At 32.7% G+C, this 14,046-nt stretch carries 15 protein-coding genes; 6 read left to right on the top strand and 9 right to left on the bottom strand.

The window, feature by feature from the left end:
* Positions 1-512: 512 nt before the first annotated feature.
* From REB14_RS00325 to REB14_RS00310, 4 genes are all read left to right on the top strand, one after another.
* A complete protein-coding gene (locus REB14_RS00325; protein WP_309521199.1) occupies positions 513-1,382 on the top strand; it encodes an ABC transporter ATP-binding protein in 870 nt (289 codons plus the stop codon).
* A gap of 4 nt (positions 1,383-1,386) precedes the next feature.
* Entirely contained in the window at positions 1,387-2,955 is a 1,569-nt protein-coding gene (locus REB14_RS00320) for a hypothetical protein (RefSeq protein ID WP_309521198.1), read from the top strand.
* 196 nt (positions 2,956-3,151) lie between these two features.
* Positions 3,152-3,421, top strand: coding sequence for a hypothetical protein (locus REB14_RS00315; RefSeq protein ID WP_309521197.1), 270 nt, complete (start codon positions 3,152-3,154; stop codon positions 3,419-3,421).
* Between the two features lie 62 nt (positions 3,422-3,483).
* Positions 3,484-3,645, top strand: coding sequence for a hypothetical protein (locus tag REB14_RS00310; protein ID WP_309521196.1), 162 nt, complete (start codon positions 3,484-3,486; stop codon positions 3,643-3,645).
* Positions 3,646-4,345: 700 nt separating this feature from the next.
* Here the strand turns inward: REB14_RS00310 and REB14_RS00305 are convergent.
* The 4 genes from REB14_RS00305 to pdxR form a co-directional block, all read right to left on the bottom strand.
* On the bottom strand, positions 4,346-4,804 hold the full coding sequence (locus REB14_RS00305) for a hypothetical protein (RefSeq protein WP_079241783.1): 459 nt from the start codon (positions 4,802-4,804) through the stop codon (positions 4,346-4,348).
* A 590-nt stretch (positions 4,805-5,394) separates the two neighbouring features.
* Positions 5,395-6,003 (bottom strand): hypothetical protein, encoded by a 609-nt coding sequence (locus tag REB14_RS00300; RefSeq protein ID WP_309521195.1) that lies wholly within the window; start codon positions 6,001-6,003, stop codon positions 5,395-5,397.
* Positions 6,004-6,140: 137 nt separating this feature from the next.
* Positions 6,141-7,100 (bottom strand): DUF6624 domain-containing protein, encoded by a 960-nt coding sequence (locus REB14_RS00295; protein WP_309521194.1) that lies wholly within the window; start codon positions 7,098-7,100, stop codon positions 6,141-6,143.
* Between the two features lie 142 nt (positions 7,101-7,242).
* The gene (gene pdxR, locus REB14_RS00290; RefSeq protein ID WP_309521193.1) at positions 7,243-8,700 is read right to left on the bottom strand and encodes a MocR-like pyridoxine biosynthesis transcription factor PdxR; all 1,458 of its coding nucleotides are present in this window, start codon (positions 8,698-8,700) and stop codon (positions 7,243-7,245) included.
* An 85-nt stretch (positions 8,701-8,785) separates the two neighbouring features.
* Between pdxR and REB14_RS00285 the strand changes: the two genes are divergently transcribed.
* Positions 8,786-9,130, top strand: a complete 345-nt coding sequence (locus tag REB14_RS00285) for an antibiotic biosynthesis monooxygenase family protein (RefSeq protein WP_309521192.1) — start codon at positions 8,786-8,788, stop codon at positions 9,128-9,130.
* Between the two features lie 22 nt (positions 9,131-9,152).
* The gene (locus REB14_RS00280; protein WP_309521191.1) at positions 9,153-9,560 is read left to right on the top strand and encodes a GNAT family N-acetyltransferase; all 408 of its coding nucleotides are present in this window, start codon (positions 9,153-9,155) and stop codon (positions 9,558-9,560) included.
* 76 nt (positions 9,561-9,636) lie between these two features.
* Here REB14_RS00280 and REB14_RS00275 read toward each other — a convergent pair whose 3' ends face one another.
* The 5 genes from REB14_RS00275 to REB14_RS00255 all read right to left on the bottom strand — a co-directional run bounded on the left by REB14_RS00275 (position 9,637) and on the right by REB14_RS00255 (position 14,001).
* A complete protein-coding gene (locus tag REB14_RS00275) occupies positions 9,637-9,921 on the bottom strand; it encodes a hypothetical protein (protein WP_309521190.1) in 285 nt (94 codons plus the stop codon).
* Positions 9,922-9,960: 39 nt separating this feature from the next.
* Complete coding sequence (locus REB14_RS00270; RefSeq protein ID WP_309521189.1) at positions 9,961-10,875, bottom strand: DoxX family membrane protein; 915 nt, start codon at positions 10,873-10,875, stop codon at positions 9,961-9,963.
* Between the two features lie 99 nt (positions 10,876-10,974).
* Positions 10,975-11,724 (bottom strand): DUF2625 domain-containing protein, encoded by a 750-nt coding sequence (locus tag REB14_RS00265; protein WP_309521188.1) that lies wholly within the window; start codon positions 11,722-11,724, stop codon positions 10,975-10,977.
* A gap of 49 nt (positions 11,725-11,773) precedes the next feature.
* Entirely contained in the window at positions 11,774-12,766 is a 993-nt protein-coding gene (locus REB14_RS00260) for a phosphotransferase (RefSeq protein ID WP_309521187.1), read from the bottom strand.
* 77 nt (positions 12,767-12,843) lie between these two features.
* Positions 12,844-14,001 carry an alpha/beta hydrolase gene (locus REB14_RS00255; RefSeq protein ID WP_309521186.1) on the bottom strand — a complete coding sequence of 386 codons (1,158 nt, stop codon included), beginning with the start codon at positions 13,999-14,001 and terminating at the stop codon, positions 12,844-12,846.
* Positions 14,002-14,046: the final 45 nt, after the last annotated feature.

The raw sequence follows: 14,046 nt of genomic DNA, 5'->3' as shown, positions 1-14,046 counted from the left end.
CTCCAAAACAAAACTGTTGGTTGGAATAGATTTCGATACTAGAATCGGACTCTCCTGGCAGAATGAATACAATTTTATAGGAAGTGTATACACAGATCTTGCTAATTCAAATAAAGATTCAGCTCCATTATAGGTTTAGGTTCTGCTAATTACAGCTCATTTACAACATCTCGGTTATAAAGGTGTTAACTTTCAATAAGTATTTTATGAAAGTTATTCTTGCAGGATATTTCAAGATTTAGATATCATTGTAATTTGGCTCTGATAGCTTGTACAACTAATCTGCATTCGTTTCTTCTATAATTTAATTACAATATTGAAATATTGATTTTATTAAATAAAATATTCTCATCTGAAGTGGACATTTTACCCTATTTTTGGTTTGAAGTTAAGGTTTAAAAAAAGTATTGATATTGCTGGGGTTACTCGACCAAAAGAAAGCAACTTAAATTTAATATTAGCATGAAATAATATTCGACATAATTATTACATTTGTAAATAAAACATATATAATGAAATTAGAAATCAAAACCCTCACCAAGCAATTCGATCGGGGAAAAATAGGGGTATCCAATTTTTCCGTGACTATTGAAAAAGGCGTTCTTGGACTTCTGGGACCAAACGGAGCAGGAAAATCCACTTTAATGAAAATTATTGCTACCATAAGCAAGCCTACTCAGGGAAATTTGTTTTTGAATGGAGAAGATATTGTGAAAAATCCGGATGCAATCCGGAAAATACTGGGCTATCTTCCTCAGGACTTTGGTGTATATCCTAATCTGAATGCCTATGAATTTCTGGAATATATTGCCGCAATGAAAGGAGTTGGAGGAAGTGGCCTTCGTAAACGGATTGACATTCTCCTGGAAGGGGTTAATCTTATCGCAGATGCAAAACGACCAATCGGCACTTACTCCGGGGGAATGAAGCAAAGAATAGGGATTGCGCAGGCATTACTAAACGATCCTAAAGTATTAATTTTCGACGAACCCACTGTTGGGCTTGACCCGGAAGAAAGAGTGCGTTTCCGACAACTGATCTCTGAAACCGCCGGTGATGCCATTGTTATCCTTTCCTCGCATATTGTATCCGATATAGAAACGATAGCAGATCAGGTAGCCATTATGAAAAACGGAACTCTTATTGAAAAGGACACTGCGCCCATCATTATCAGCAAATTAGAGAATAAAGTATTTGAAATTTCCCTGCCACAAACCTATCTGGAAAAATTTAAAGCAAAATATCTGGTGGTAGATATCACCAGGCTTTCAGATAAAACATTGGTCCGATATATTTCTCATGAAGGATATGAACAAGACTCAAGACCTGTGACAGCAACTTTGGAAGATGCTTATTTATTTTTAACTAAAAATAAGCATTAAGGCCATGAGAAAATTATTCAACACCTTAAAAGGAGATTATCTTCAGCGTAGCCGCAGCTATGCTTTCCTGATCACTATAGCTATTGCGGTGTATGTAGCTCATGCCTTTGTTCCTCCACCCGAAGCAAATTATTCTACCCTCAATTTATCTGGATATAAAGGAGTATACAATTCTGCATGGGCAGGACACATCAGTGCATTGATGGCTACTTTATTGCTGTCCCTATGTGGATTCTATCTTGTGAACGGAGCGATCAAAAAGGATATTGATACAGAGGTAGGCCTGATTATCGCTGCTACTCCTATTACCAATTTCGGCTATCTCTTTGTAAAATTCCTTGGTAATATAATGATTCTGTTTACCATTTCCTGTATTACTCTATTAGTAGGAATTATTATGTTTTTTATCCAGAATTCGGGATATCCTTTTCAAATAGGACATTTCCTGAGTCCTTATCTTTTTATGGTTGTGCCTGCTGTGATTCTTGTTTCGGGACTGGCAATAGCAGCAGAAGTTTTTCTCAGCCAAAGAACTATTCTTCAGAATGTCATTTATTTTTTTATGTTCACTTTTATGATAACAGGGATGATGAGAAAAGCTAACAGCCTCGGAGCTTACGCCGGTGACACTTTAGGATTAGGAATTATAACAAACAGCATTAAGGATCAGGTGAATAAACAGTTTAATGAAGACATCACAGAAGTATCTGTAGGTTATATTATGCAGCAGGATAAAAATTTTAAAACTTTTGAATGGAATGGTCCGTCTTGGAACATTAACTATGTAGCCGGCAGACTGGTCTGGATTGGTTTAATATGCTTATTAGTCTACATTTCATCATTTTTCTTTCATCGGTTTGATTTCAAACAAACAGTAAAATTAAGTCTACTTCTGAAAACCCCAGAAGAAAAGACTGCTTCAATCCCTTATTCCAGTTTTCAAAGATCTGCGCTGCCTGAGATCATTCCAGCCTACGGAATTATACCTTTCATTAAAATAGAGCTGTTGTTAATGATCAGAAAAGATGCAAAATGGCTTTGGATAATCAATATTGTATTGTGGATTGCTACCCTGTTCTCCCCTTTGCTTGTAGCATATTCTTTTTTGCTGCCTGCATTATTTTTTCTGCAGGTTAACAGAATATCAGACTTGGCGACTAAAGAAGTAACAAACCGTCTTCATTATTTCACATTTGCATCGTACCAGCCATTGCGAAGACTTCTTTCTGCACAAATTCTTGCGGGATTTACTCTTTTGACAATTTTAGCGCTGCCGGTTATCATACGTCTATTGCTAAACTTTAATAATTTCCTCCTCATTTTGCAGGCGTTAAACGGAATTGTTTTTATTGTAGCCCTAAGTGTTTGTTTGGGTCTGTTGAGCGGTGGCAAAAAATTATTTGAAATTTTATTCTTCTTATTGACTTATATTGCTTTTCAGATGCCTGATGCACATTATCTTGGAAAAATAAGCAATTTCAGTTATCCGTTCCTCACAACTTTCTTGGTCATCAATATAATACTTTTGATTGTGATCTTTTTGATCAGAAAACATCAGATAAGAACTTTATAATATGAAGTTGTTTAAAGTAAAAGAATGAAAACTTCGTAAAAAAGCTGTATCATTCTTTCAAAAAAAATGTTAAATAAAGATATTATAAAAAAGAGATTTGTTCGTATTTATTATTAGGAGAAAAGAAAAACTATGCCAAAGTATTGTTGGAAGATGTTGTAAGAACCATTTTATACAGATTAAAAACAGAGTGTCAATGGCGGACCTTCCTTTGAAGCAGTTTTTTGATGTTGAATATAGCTGGAACAGTGTCTACCAGCATTTTGCAAGATGGAGTAAAAATGGAAGCTGGGAAAAGATCAAGCAGAAACTTTTTGAAAAATACAAAATACTTTTGGATATGAGCCAGTTAGATGGATTTCATACCCTGTCGAAAAGAGGAGGTCAAAGCGTTGGCTATCAGGAAAGAAAAAAGCGAAGACAAGCAATATGCTTTTTATTTGTGATAATAATGGACTTCCATTAAGCTGTTCGGAAGTTATTTCCGGAAATCATCATGATGTCTTTGAAATCGAGAAATAATTGGATATGATGTTGAAAGACATTATGTCTAATATTAGGACAGATTACCTTTTTCTGAATGCAGACGCAGGTTTTGATGCTTGGGAATTGAGAAACTTTGAGCTGTTTGCTAATGGAGATTTCAATAAAAGAAACGGCAATATCTCAGATAGAGAAGAAATTTTTTGATGAAGAACTTTACAAAAGAAGATTTGTCATTGAGCGGATGAATGTATGGATAGACGGATTTAAAGCACTAATAATAAGATATGAGACAATGGAAATACACTGGCGTGATTTACACCTTCTAGCTTTTGTATATATTATAATCAGGAAACTTTAAACAACTTCTTTGTCCCATTTTTGGTTTGAAGCTACTATATAAAAAATATTGACTGCGAAAAGCCCACCCTTCTGGAACGCTAAAATTGAATTATAGTTTCTTCTAGCTTCCTTTGGTTCTCGTTCTCTGCTCTGAAGTTGTAATGTCTTTTACTTTTAGACCCACCAAATGTGTAAAATATATCTTTTCTTCTGTTTTCTGATCTTCAAAAACTTCTGAATGAATTTTAAAAAAATAAGATATGAAAATTTACATATTATAAAATCTTACAAAACCACCGAATTGTAATACTTTAATTTGTGAAAAAATTTTTTTGATAAATATGAACACCCAAAATGAACAGAAATGAAATTTATTAAATGGAAAAATGTTTTTAAATAACTTTTATTTCTGTTTTTTCTATTAATTATTATGTTAGTATGAACAAATAACACTGTGTATTTGTTAAATTTGATATGGTGTATAATTTGTTCATTGTAATCTAATAACTTTCGTAAATCTATTTATATTAGTAATATAAAACTTTATTCTGATCATTTTTTGAGATTATTTATTTGAAATAATTTTTGTGTTTTTTCCTGTTGCTGTATAATTTGAACATTGCATACCATTTCCATAATAAATAACACGAAACCCATTTGGAATTGGAGAATTATAACAGATTTCCATTTTATCTAAAGCTTTTTTAAGTATCATAGCATTGTTGGTTGTTGCTGTTCCTAACGTATTACAAGATAAACTTCTTAGAGAAGCAACAAAAACATATTCTTCGGGAATTGGTGAATTATAACAAATTTCGAGATTATCTTTCGCTAAATCAATTACATTAGCATTTGGAGCATATGAACCAAAATTGGGACAACTGCTTTCCATAGCATTTCCAATTATAACATAACCTTTAGGAACAGGAACATTATAACAAATTATTTTCTTTGTTTGTGCTTTAGAATTAGTTAGTGCTAAATTAAAAGCAAAGAAAATTAAAATAAATTCTAGTTTTTTCATCTTTTTTAAGATTTAGTATTAATTTTTAGTCTTTAAAATTATCTTTAAAAAATTAAACTTCTTTACGGTAAACCGTATCTATCTTATTTATTTAATTGGTTTTCACAAACATTTTCACGAACACTATCAGCTATTGAATCTGGTATTATTAGTTTAAGGATTCCAGCATATTCTTCAGATACTTTTACCAGGTTTTACCAGGCCTTTAGCTGTATAATCTGTAGCAGTGAGATCCTATGCCGTCAATTATTTGTTTATGAATAACTAGTGTTTGCGAAATTACAGATATCAAATATGTTATTTCTTCGCGTATTCAGTTGTAATTTCCTGTAATAGGATCTACGGTAAAAGGTCTGTGGGTTATAATAAAAGGATTTGGTTTTAAATTCAATTAAATAATTTTAAAGGTTTGTTAAAGTTAAAATCAAAATCTACAATATGAAATAACCCTTTTGTGGTATATTCAAAAAAACAATAAATCTTTTTGATTATTTTTTGACTGCTATATTATTAATTTCTTCACCTGTATGATGGTCCAGAATTTTAGCATACCTGTAAAATGTTGCTCTGATCAATCCGAGTTGTGAGATTTATTTATAACCATTTTGTGAGATATTCAAAAACAAACTATCCTCTATTTCAGGTTGTGCTACAAACTTTGCTTTACCTAAATTTAGCTTTGAAAACCTTCTTAAATATTCAGTTTCAGAATAATTTCCCTTTAATCCTTTATCATAGGGATAATAACTTTGTTTAAATTTTGAAGAATAATTTAGTGGATAAAATCTCTTGACAGTTACCTTATATTTTATATTCAATTTTTCCTTTCCTTTTAAATAAAATATCGAATTGCCTTCATCAGGCTTTTTATAAGTAATCAAACCAGAATCACCAATTTCAGTCAAATACCCATCATAAATACTATCTAATTTTTTTTGATAAAATTTTGAAGATGGGTTATCCTTTATTGTTGCATAAACTATAATTGGATCACGATGTTTCATATCATCTTTTAAATTTATATCTTTAAATTGAAGCGTATTAGGTGCGGGAAAAATAATATCTTGAGAAGTATTATTTTCAAATATAAGTGACAGTTCATTATTACTGTTAATATATTTCAGATTAAATGCTTTTTTTCCTTTTTGTTCACAAGCTACAAAAAGAAAAAGTATTGTTAATATTATAATATTTTTCATTTTAGTGTAATTTTGAGCTATGTATTAAATCTAGGTATTGTATAAACAGCCTACAAAATAAATGGCGGATTAAGAAATCTTAAATGAAGCCATAATCCGCCACTTGTACAAACTGCTATGAACAGATATTTTTCTGTTTATTTAATTTTATTTAATTTTTCTAATTCGGGTAATTCTCTTTTATATTTTTCAACGTCCCAAACTAAATTCCAATTTTTAACATAATTAGAGATTGGCTCTAAGCCAACTTCAGTTCTTCTTTTATCTACATTGTCAGGATTAGTTAAAGGTAAAACATAGTAAGTATTATTGCTTTGATTGATTCCTATCTGGCTTCCGTAGATTTGTTTTCTACCTTCCCGAATTTCTATTCTGTCAATTAACAAAGCTAAAGAACCTGGACTTGCATTTCCTTTTGTTACTGCATCTTTCATCATGGGCAAATATTTTTTCTGCGTTTCCAGATCTGAATGTTGAATAACAAGAAATAATGTACTATTGGCTTGTGCGCCTACTTTGTCTTTACCCACCCAACCTTTTTCATCTAGTATTTTTTTTACTTTTATTAAATTAATGGAGTCTTTCTGATTGGTTATTTTCCAAAGATCATTCATTTCTTTAGAATTTGGACCGAATTTTTTTTGAGTTTCACTCATTTGCATTCTATATTTTTGGTCTTCTTCAAGAATTGCCAATAATTCAGCCTGCAATGGCTTGTCATAATTTGCTTCTATTGACGCTATTTTTTTCTCTAACTTTTCAATGGTTTTCCCCCACTCTTTTTTTGAATGCAAATTTTCTAAATCAGTATCAGAATTTAAGTGCTTTAGATTGGTCCAGCCTTTTTCTATTGATAAGTTCAACCATTTAAATGCTTGTTTTTCATTTCCTGCTAAAGAAGATGAACATGCACCATTGTATAAATGACTTGGATTTTCGCTTTCGATTTTAAAAGCCTTATTATATAAATCTGCAGACATTTTATAATCTTTTGATTCATATAATTTATTAGCTTCACTTATTAATTTTAAATATTCCTGAGCATTCACGTTTACGAATAAAAATAATAATAACAAAGTATAAATAGTGCTTCTCATGTTTTCTGTATTTAAATTTTTATGGTTATTATTCTACTAATATAAAATTTATTTTGATGATTGGATTGTTAAGAGATCACAAAAAAGAAATTATACTAGTTTTTCGTTGTATTGACGAATTTTTTGTTTTTAAATTAAATCATCATATTGAATAGCTATCTGTAAGAATTTTCTTTATAAGTAAAACGGCATCTTCAAGTTCTTTTTCATTCTTTGAAGCAAAACCTAATCGAAAAGCATTCTCTTCTTTATCTATTTGCTTGATTTTCAATTGTGAATGAGTTTTCAATGTATTAACGCTGTATGGATGTTTGAGCTGTATCCAAACTGACAGACCTCCGTCTGGTAAAGTAAAAGAGATATAAGGACTCAGATGTTGTTGCAAAAGTATATTCAGATAATCTCTGCGTTGATGGTAAGATTTTTTGGCTTTCTTCAGGTACCTTCCCAAATCACCACTTTTAATCAATTCTGCTAATGCATTCTGCATATATCCATCCCCTCCTACATCAATTGCTTTTCTTAGAAGAACCGCTTCCTGAATGAAATTTTTAGGAGCTACCATAAAACCAATACGAATGGAAGAGCCCAATATTTTTGAAAATGACCCTATATAAATGACGTTTCCCTTATGAGCACCACTTGCCAAAGGTAGATACGGTGAGGAGGAATAATGGTAATCATAATCGTAATCATCTTCAATAATAGCAAACGAATATTGATTGGAAAGCTCCAGCAGTTTCATTCTCCTTTCAACGCTCAAAGTGACTGTTGTAGGATAATGATGATGAGGAATGAGGTATACAGCAGTTATTTTTTTCTTTTTACATATTTTTTCGAGAACATCAATGTCCAGCCCGTTTTCATCTACAGGAATTTCTATCACAGACGCTTTTGTTTTTTCAAAAGCACTGTTTGCCATAGGATATCCTGGTTTTCCGGCAATAATAATGTCTTCTGGCTGTAAAAGCAATTGAGCCGCCAGATAAATACTCATTTGTGCACCATGGGTAATCAATAAGTTATCAGCGGAAATATTCAGTCCTCTTGTTGCAGATAGATATCTCGATAACTCTTCTCTTAGTTTTAATGTACCTTGAGTTGTCCCGACAACTGCTTTTTTAATAGTAAAGCTTTTTGATGTATAACTGCGGTAAATTTTCAACAGCTCATCTATAGGAGAAAGCCGAATATCGGGATGTCCATCATCAATGAAAACGTCAGGAAGAACAGTCAGCTCCTGCTGTGACGGATCTTTCTTTGAGATATGAAGCAGAAGATCGAAATTATTTTCATAGGATACAGATGAATCTTGAGCGTTCCACTTTTGAGGGTGTAGAATTGGAATATGTTCAGATACTCTGACCTGTTTTCGGGGAATAATCAAGATCCAATCCTGGGCATTGAGCTCTTCGTAGGCAGCGATTACCGTCTTACGATGCACACCCAGGGTTTTTGCAAGTTCTCTGGTACCGGGAAGAGCTATTCCAGCCTTTAAATTACCATTTCTTATTGCATTAATAATAGAGATGGCTATCTGTCTGTAAACAGGAAGCTTTTTTTCTTTATCAATACTGATGATATGTTCAAAAGGAAACATTCTGGACTACTCTATATGTTTAATCTGGTATACAAATGTAGTCCAAATTACCTATAATTTTGTCCTGCAAACCCAATAAATTTTAATGAAAAGTATGATAGCTGTAATATTTGAAGTCGTTCCTGAAGAAGGAAAAAAAGATGAATACCTGGATATAGCGAGATCACTAAAATCTGAGCTGGAAATGATTCCTGGATTTATTTCGATTGAGCGGTTTCAAAGTCTTGTAGATCCAAAGAAAATCCTCTCCCTGTCTTTTTGGGAAGATGAATATAGTATAAAAGAATGGCGCAACAGAACCACGCACAGGAAAGCACAACAGGCAGGACGGAATTCTGTATTTGAAGATTACAGATTGCGTGTAGCTTCCGTCATACGGGATTATGGAATGTCTGAAAGACAGGAAGCACCTACAGATAATATCTTTTAAAATAACAGTAAAAAAATAAAAAATGATTACGTACCAAATTGAAGAAAACATTGGAATAGAAGAATTCATCCAGGTGTTGGTAAACTCTACATTAGGAGAAAGACGTCCGGTCAACGAACCGGAAAGAATTACACAGATGCTACAGCATGCCAATCTTATTGCAACAGCCCGGGATAATGGTAAATTGATTGGAATATCAAGGTCGTTAACTGATTTTGCCTTCTGTACTTATCTTTCAGATCTGGCTGTAGATGAGAATTATCAAAAGAAAGGTATTGGAAAAGAATTAATCCGATTGACAAAAGAACACACTCCAAAAGCTACATTGATTCTACTGGCAGCACCAAAAGCTGTAGGCTATTATCCTAAAATCGGGATGAAACAATGGGAACAGTGTTATATCCTGAACAATGTGGAGGATTTGAAATAAAAATACCCCGGAAAATAAGAAGACATGTAATTTTAGTACATGTCTTCTTTCAAGTATAATAGCCTGGATATATCTCTTATCTGTTAAACGGATATTCATTAATCCAATGAAAACTCCTCTTGTTTAAAGGATAATCTTCCTTTTTCTTTCTTATTGTTTTTATTTTTACAGAATCACGACCCTTATTTCCCGTAAAAATGATACTATCTTTTTGAATATTGTAATGCAGGTAAGCATAGAGATCTTGTTGATCCACTTTACGAAGCATAAGTGTCTTTTTTTCAGTATCTACAACACTCTGAAACGCTTTAGTACTGTCATTGTTCAGGATTACTTTTGTCCGGCTTGGAGAGCTTATCAATATTTTTTTCCAGCCAATGGAATCATTGCATGGTATTTCCTAGTTGTTTATGATAAATTTATCCACAGTATACGCACCCTCCATCGGAGCAGCAGGAGGTGTATAAAACAGTGCTGATGAAGAGCTCAATATGAAAAAAGCTATTACAAGCCATTTGAATCCAATAACGGTAATACTCTTCCACTTTTTGTCAAATGTTCTTTTTTGAAAACGTAATTGCGATGGCTGATGCAAGATAAAAAAACGATATAACGCCATTGTATCACCGCTAACAATAAAGAGACAGAACAAAACAATATGACTGGAAAATATTTTAACCGGCACATCATAAAAAAAATTCAACAGAGCTACATTAATCATCACTGTCATGGAAAAAAGCGCACCAAAAGTTTTGGTTCTCCTGAAAAGAAGTAAAAGTCCACCCATAACTTCCAACAATCCGGAAACAAATGTATAACCAGTGGAAGCTCCCATCATAGTCCATACCATGCCCATTGGTGACATATCTCCAACCTTTTCTTCCAGTCTGCCAATTGAATTAGGAGGAAACTGTCCGTCGTGTAGTTTTGCAAAACCGTATGAAAGCATTATCATAGCTACGTAATAGCGTGCTACTACTACCGTAAACCAATGAAGATCTTTAAATGTCCGCTGTTTTTTATCTGCAAGAAGTATAATGAGTGCAGCCACCAGCGCTAAGCCAATATTGACAATCACTACCCAATAATCTAATGTAGTATCGCCGCTGCCAGTCATTATAATATATTCTACCTGTGTTTGCTGAAAAACATTTTTACACAACCACAAGACTCCGCTCTTATATATTCCTGCTAAAGGTGAAAACTGGGAGGTGAAAATAAAAAGATACACATAAGAAATAACAAACAAATGCAGGAAACGTAGTACAGTATTGTGCTTTCGTTGATTGGGAAAACTGATCGGTTTTGTATCCATATTAATAATATTTATTTAAGATAAAAAAGCTTGCTTTAATCATATAAATTTTTAGATCGTTTTTGATATATTTTGGGTAAAATTTAAAAGCTCTATCATTTATTTCTCTGTATCAAATCCAAGCTTCTTTCTAAATTCAAGAGTTAGCTTGTAACTTTCTTCAATTGGAACTTCCTTTTTCGATCCTTTACTAATATCCTTACCTTGTTCTGTCCATAAGTAAGGAAAAAAGCTGAATACCTGGTCGCCTTTAAGTTTTGCTACATCTTTTTTCCAATTTGCCCATCTGTATTCTTTGTAAAATTCATCAAGATTTTTATTAAAACAAAAATTCAGAAATTCCGTGTAAGTAATATCAAGAGGTTCATATTCCAAATTATCTGGTGCCAAATAATACACTTTCCCTAAATCGTTTCCAAGTCCTCCACCATTAAGGATGAAAATACCTCCTATTGCATCGTCGGCAATTAAAAGATATGGAATGGGCTGCCCATAATCCTCAAATGTTTTTCCTCTATTCCATTCCGGCAATGACCTGCGTAGCTTCTCACTACCTGAGCCAAGAATTCTTATCCAGCCATTATCAACCAAAAGCCCCCCTGTCATGTATACAATTGAACCCATTGGAGATTTGGTTGTAACTTGGGTTTTATATAAAGCATCCTTTGCTTTGTTGCTATCTACTGGCAATATTTCCACTTTATTTTTTGCGGTGTCTATCCATTCTTTTACAAGAATCCAGCCTGGATCTTTATCGTTTATTAATTCATCAATAGAGCGCATTTTTGTTTGTCCATAAGTTGTTAATGAGAATAAGGATAATATAATAATTGTCAAATATTTTATCATGTTGTTTAGTTTTCTAAAATGATAATTAATTGTATACATTTTTCTGTCATTATTTTACCTCAATTTTATGATAAGCAATCCATCGTTTGAGATTGCCCACCATTCTTTTTAAATGATCTTCATTCAGGAAAATATTGGTCCAATATTCAAATCTGTCGCACTGAACACTTATATAATAGTTCATAATGGCCAGACATGCGTAAGGTAAAAACTGTTTCTCTTCATGACTAATTTTAGTGACAGTTTCATAGCCTCTTATGAAATGATCTGCTTTTGCCTCATACTCTTCTTGGTTCAAATGGGTTGTAAATAACTGAAATAGAAAATAAGAAATATCAAAGCATAAATAACCGTTCCCACAGAAATCAAAATCAAAAAATGTGATTTCTTCTTCGTTATCAATATGTAAATTATCAAACCACACGTCAAGATGAACCGCTCCATATCTCATGTTCTGTTGGTCTGCTTTTTCCATTTTTAGCGTTAAAAAATCGGAAACGTTCTCTAAAAATTCAATTTCGGCAGTGTTTTTACTATAGAAATTTTTTGTCCTTATAACAGGGTTCTTGAGCAGATTTTGAGAATTATAAGACATTCTCATCAGTTCGACATGTTCTGTTGATTGATGAACTTTCGCTAATGCTTTTCCAATCAGAAAGCTTGTTTCTGGGGAGAATTTTGCTGTCTTTATACCTTTAGCATATGAAAATAGAACCCCAAATCTTGTTCCTTCCGGAGCTTCAATTTCCTGGATAAACTTATTGGATTGATCTGCTATAGGAAAAGCAACTTGTCGGTCTGCTTCTTTCAGATGGTTGAGAAGTCTTAATTCTTCTTGAATTTCTAATTCAGTTCGCCAATGATGGGTGTAGACTCTAAAAACGTATTTGTTTTCGCCATCATGAACAATGTATAAATGGTTCATTGCAAGCCGGAAGATGCTGCATTCCGTTTTGTCGGTAAGTCCATATTTTTCTTGAATAAGTTGACCAAGTCTATCAGGTGAAAGCGTGCTGTTTATGATCGGAAATTTCTCTGTCATTTAATTCTCGTTCGTAGCTGGTTATATAGTTTGTGCAATTTCGTTAACATTTTTCTATTTTACACCTATTAATCCTTTTATTTAACTATTTCCTGCAATTCAACTTCTAAATCCTTTTTTTCCTTTTCTTTATAAAATTCAGAATTTGCTAAGGAAATATTAAATTCTTTGACAGTTGCAGAATAATCCTGGTGTAGTAAGATTTTAGCTTTTATAATATTCAAATAAGCCTCTGAAAAATTTGGATAAGAATCTGTGAGGATTTTCCAGGCTTGAAGAGCTTTATCGTATTGTTTTTCATTATAAAATGCCCATCCTTTTCCATTTAAAATACCCAGGGAAAAATTTAGATTAACCCCGTAATTGGATCGTATTTCTTTATCCAATAATGATTTAATACTCAAGTCTGTTTGCTTATTTGATATATACTTCGACTGAATGGCAGACCAATCTTCAAATATTTCATAAAGAGCTGTATTAATAAGTAGGCCTGGCGTTGCATTATGATCTGCTTTTTTAAACTCATATCCTTTCATATCCAGAAAAGGATTGTTAATTTTCTTAATGATAGAATCCATCTTCATGAAATCTTCAGGATAATCGTTTCCGATTCCAAAACGATAATATTTTTTTGTACGAAAAGAGCGCTTATTGAATTGGCTTATAGAATCTGTTAAGTCAACATTTTTCTGAGTAAAAAACGGGCTCATAGAGATAATGGCATTCAAATCATTTATTCTTGAATTCCATAATGATGTTGTAAAATACCCATATCGGGAATGACCAATTAACACTCTAAAAGCAGAGGCTTTGTACTCTCTTTCAGCTAATGGGATGAGTTGTTCAAAAATAAATTTTTCATTTTCCAGGGCAAGGCCGTTGGGATCAGAAATTTTATACTGTGTTTCAAGATAGCGGTATCTTTGTTCTGATTCAACGCTTATTATGATAGAGGAAGGAATTTGTTCATTACTCGTTAAATAGTCAATGGTATTGAGAATATAATGATTACTCCTTTTATTTTGCCTGTCAAATATAATGATTAAAGGAAATTTGTTCCCGGACTTTTTCTGCCATTCTATGGGAACCATTACTGAAATTTTTTTCTCAAATCCAAGACTCGTTGATTTTAATATTGTGTCTTTTAGTATTTTATATCTTTCATAGTTCTGGGCAAGCAGTGAAGAATTTACTGAAGTGAAAATTAAAAGAAAGAGTAAATACTTTTTTATCATGGTAATTGGTGTAAATATCAGTTAAGACTCAAATGTACGGATTGT

The sequence above is a fragment of the Chryseobacterium metallicongregator genome (assembly GCF_031324065.1).
Classification (GTDB): Bacteria; Bacteroidota; Bacteroidia; order Flavobacteriales; family Weeksellaceae; genus Chryseobacterium; species Chryseobacterium metallicongregator.
Note: the sequence above shows the minus strand (reverse complement) of the source record. Positions and strands in the feature narration are given on the sequence as shown.

What these genes read in the sequence shown, in the direction of transcription:
- REB14_RS00325 (WP_309521199.1), top strand. Translation starts at nt 513, where the DNA reads ATGAAATTAGAAATCAAAACCCTCACCAAGCAATTCGATCGGGGAAAA.
- REB14_RS00320 (WP_309521198.1), top strand. Translation starts at nt 1,387, where the DNA reads ATGAGAAAATTATTCAACACCTTAAAAGGAGATTATCTTCAGCGTAGC.
- REB14_RS00315 (WP_309521197.1), top strand. Translation starts at nt 3,152, where the DNA reads ATGGCGGACCTTCCTTTGAAGCAGTTTTTTGATGTTGAATATAGCTGG.
- REB14_RS00310 (WP_309521196.1), top strand. Translation starts at nt 3,484, where the DNA reads ATGATGTTGAAAGACATTATGTCTAATATTAGGACAGATTACCTTTTT.
- REB14_RS00305 (WP_079241783.1), bottom strand. Translation starts at nt 4,804, where the DNA reads ATGAAAAAACTAGAATTTATTTTAATTTTCTTTGCTTTTAATTTAGCA.
- REB14_RS00300 (WP_309521195.1), bottom strand. Translation starts at nt 6,003, where the DNA reads ATGAAAAATATTATAATATTAACAATACTTTTTCTTTTTGTAGCTTGT.
- REB14_RS00295 (WP_309521194.1), bottom strand. Translation starts at nt 7,100, where the DNA reads ATGAGAAGCACTATTTATACTTTGTTATTATTATTTTTATTCGTAAAC.
- pdxR (WP_309521193.1), bottom strand. Translation starts at nt 8,700, where the DNA reads ATGTTTCCTTTTGAACATATCATCAGTATTGATAAAGAAAAAAAGCTT.
- REB14_RS00285 (WP_309521192.1), top strand. Translation starts at nt 8,786, where the DNA reads ATGAAAAGTATGATAGCTGTAATATTTGAAGTCGTTCCTGAAGAAGGA.
- REB14_RS00280 (WP_309521191.1), top strand. Translation starts at nt 9,153, where the DNA reads ATGATTACGTACCAAATTGAAGAAAACATTGGAATAGAAGAATTCATC.
- REB14_RS00270 (WP_309521189.1), bottom strand. Translation starts at nt 10,875, where the DNA reads ATGGATACAAAACCGATCAGTTTTCCCAATCAACGAAAGCACAATACT.
- REB14_RS00265 (WP_309521188.1), bottom strand. Translation starts at nt 11,724, where the DNA reads ATGATAAAATATTTGACAATTATTATATTATCCTTATTCTCATTAACA.
- REB14_RS00260 (WP_309521187.1), bottom strand. Translation starts at nt 12,766, where the DNA reads ATGACAGAGAAATTTCCGATCATAAACAGCACGCTTTCACCTGATAGA.
- REB14_RS00255 (WP_309521186.1), bottom strand. Translation starts at nt 14,001, where the DNA reads ATGATAAAAAAGTATTTACTCTTTCTTTTAATTTTCACTTCAGTAAAT.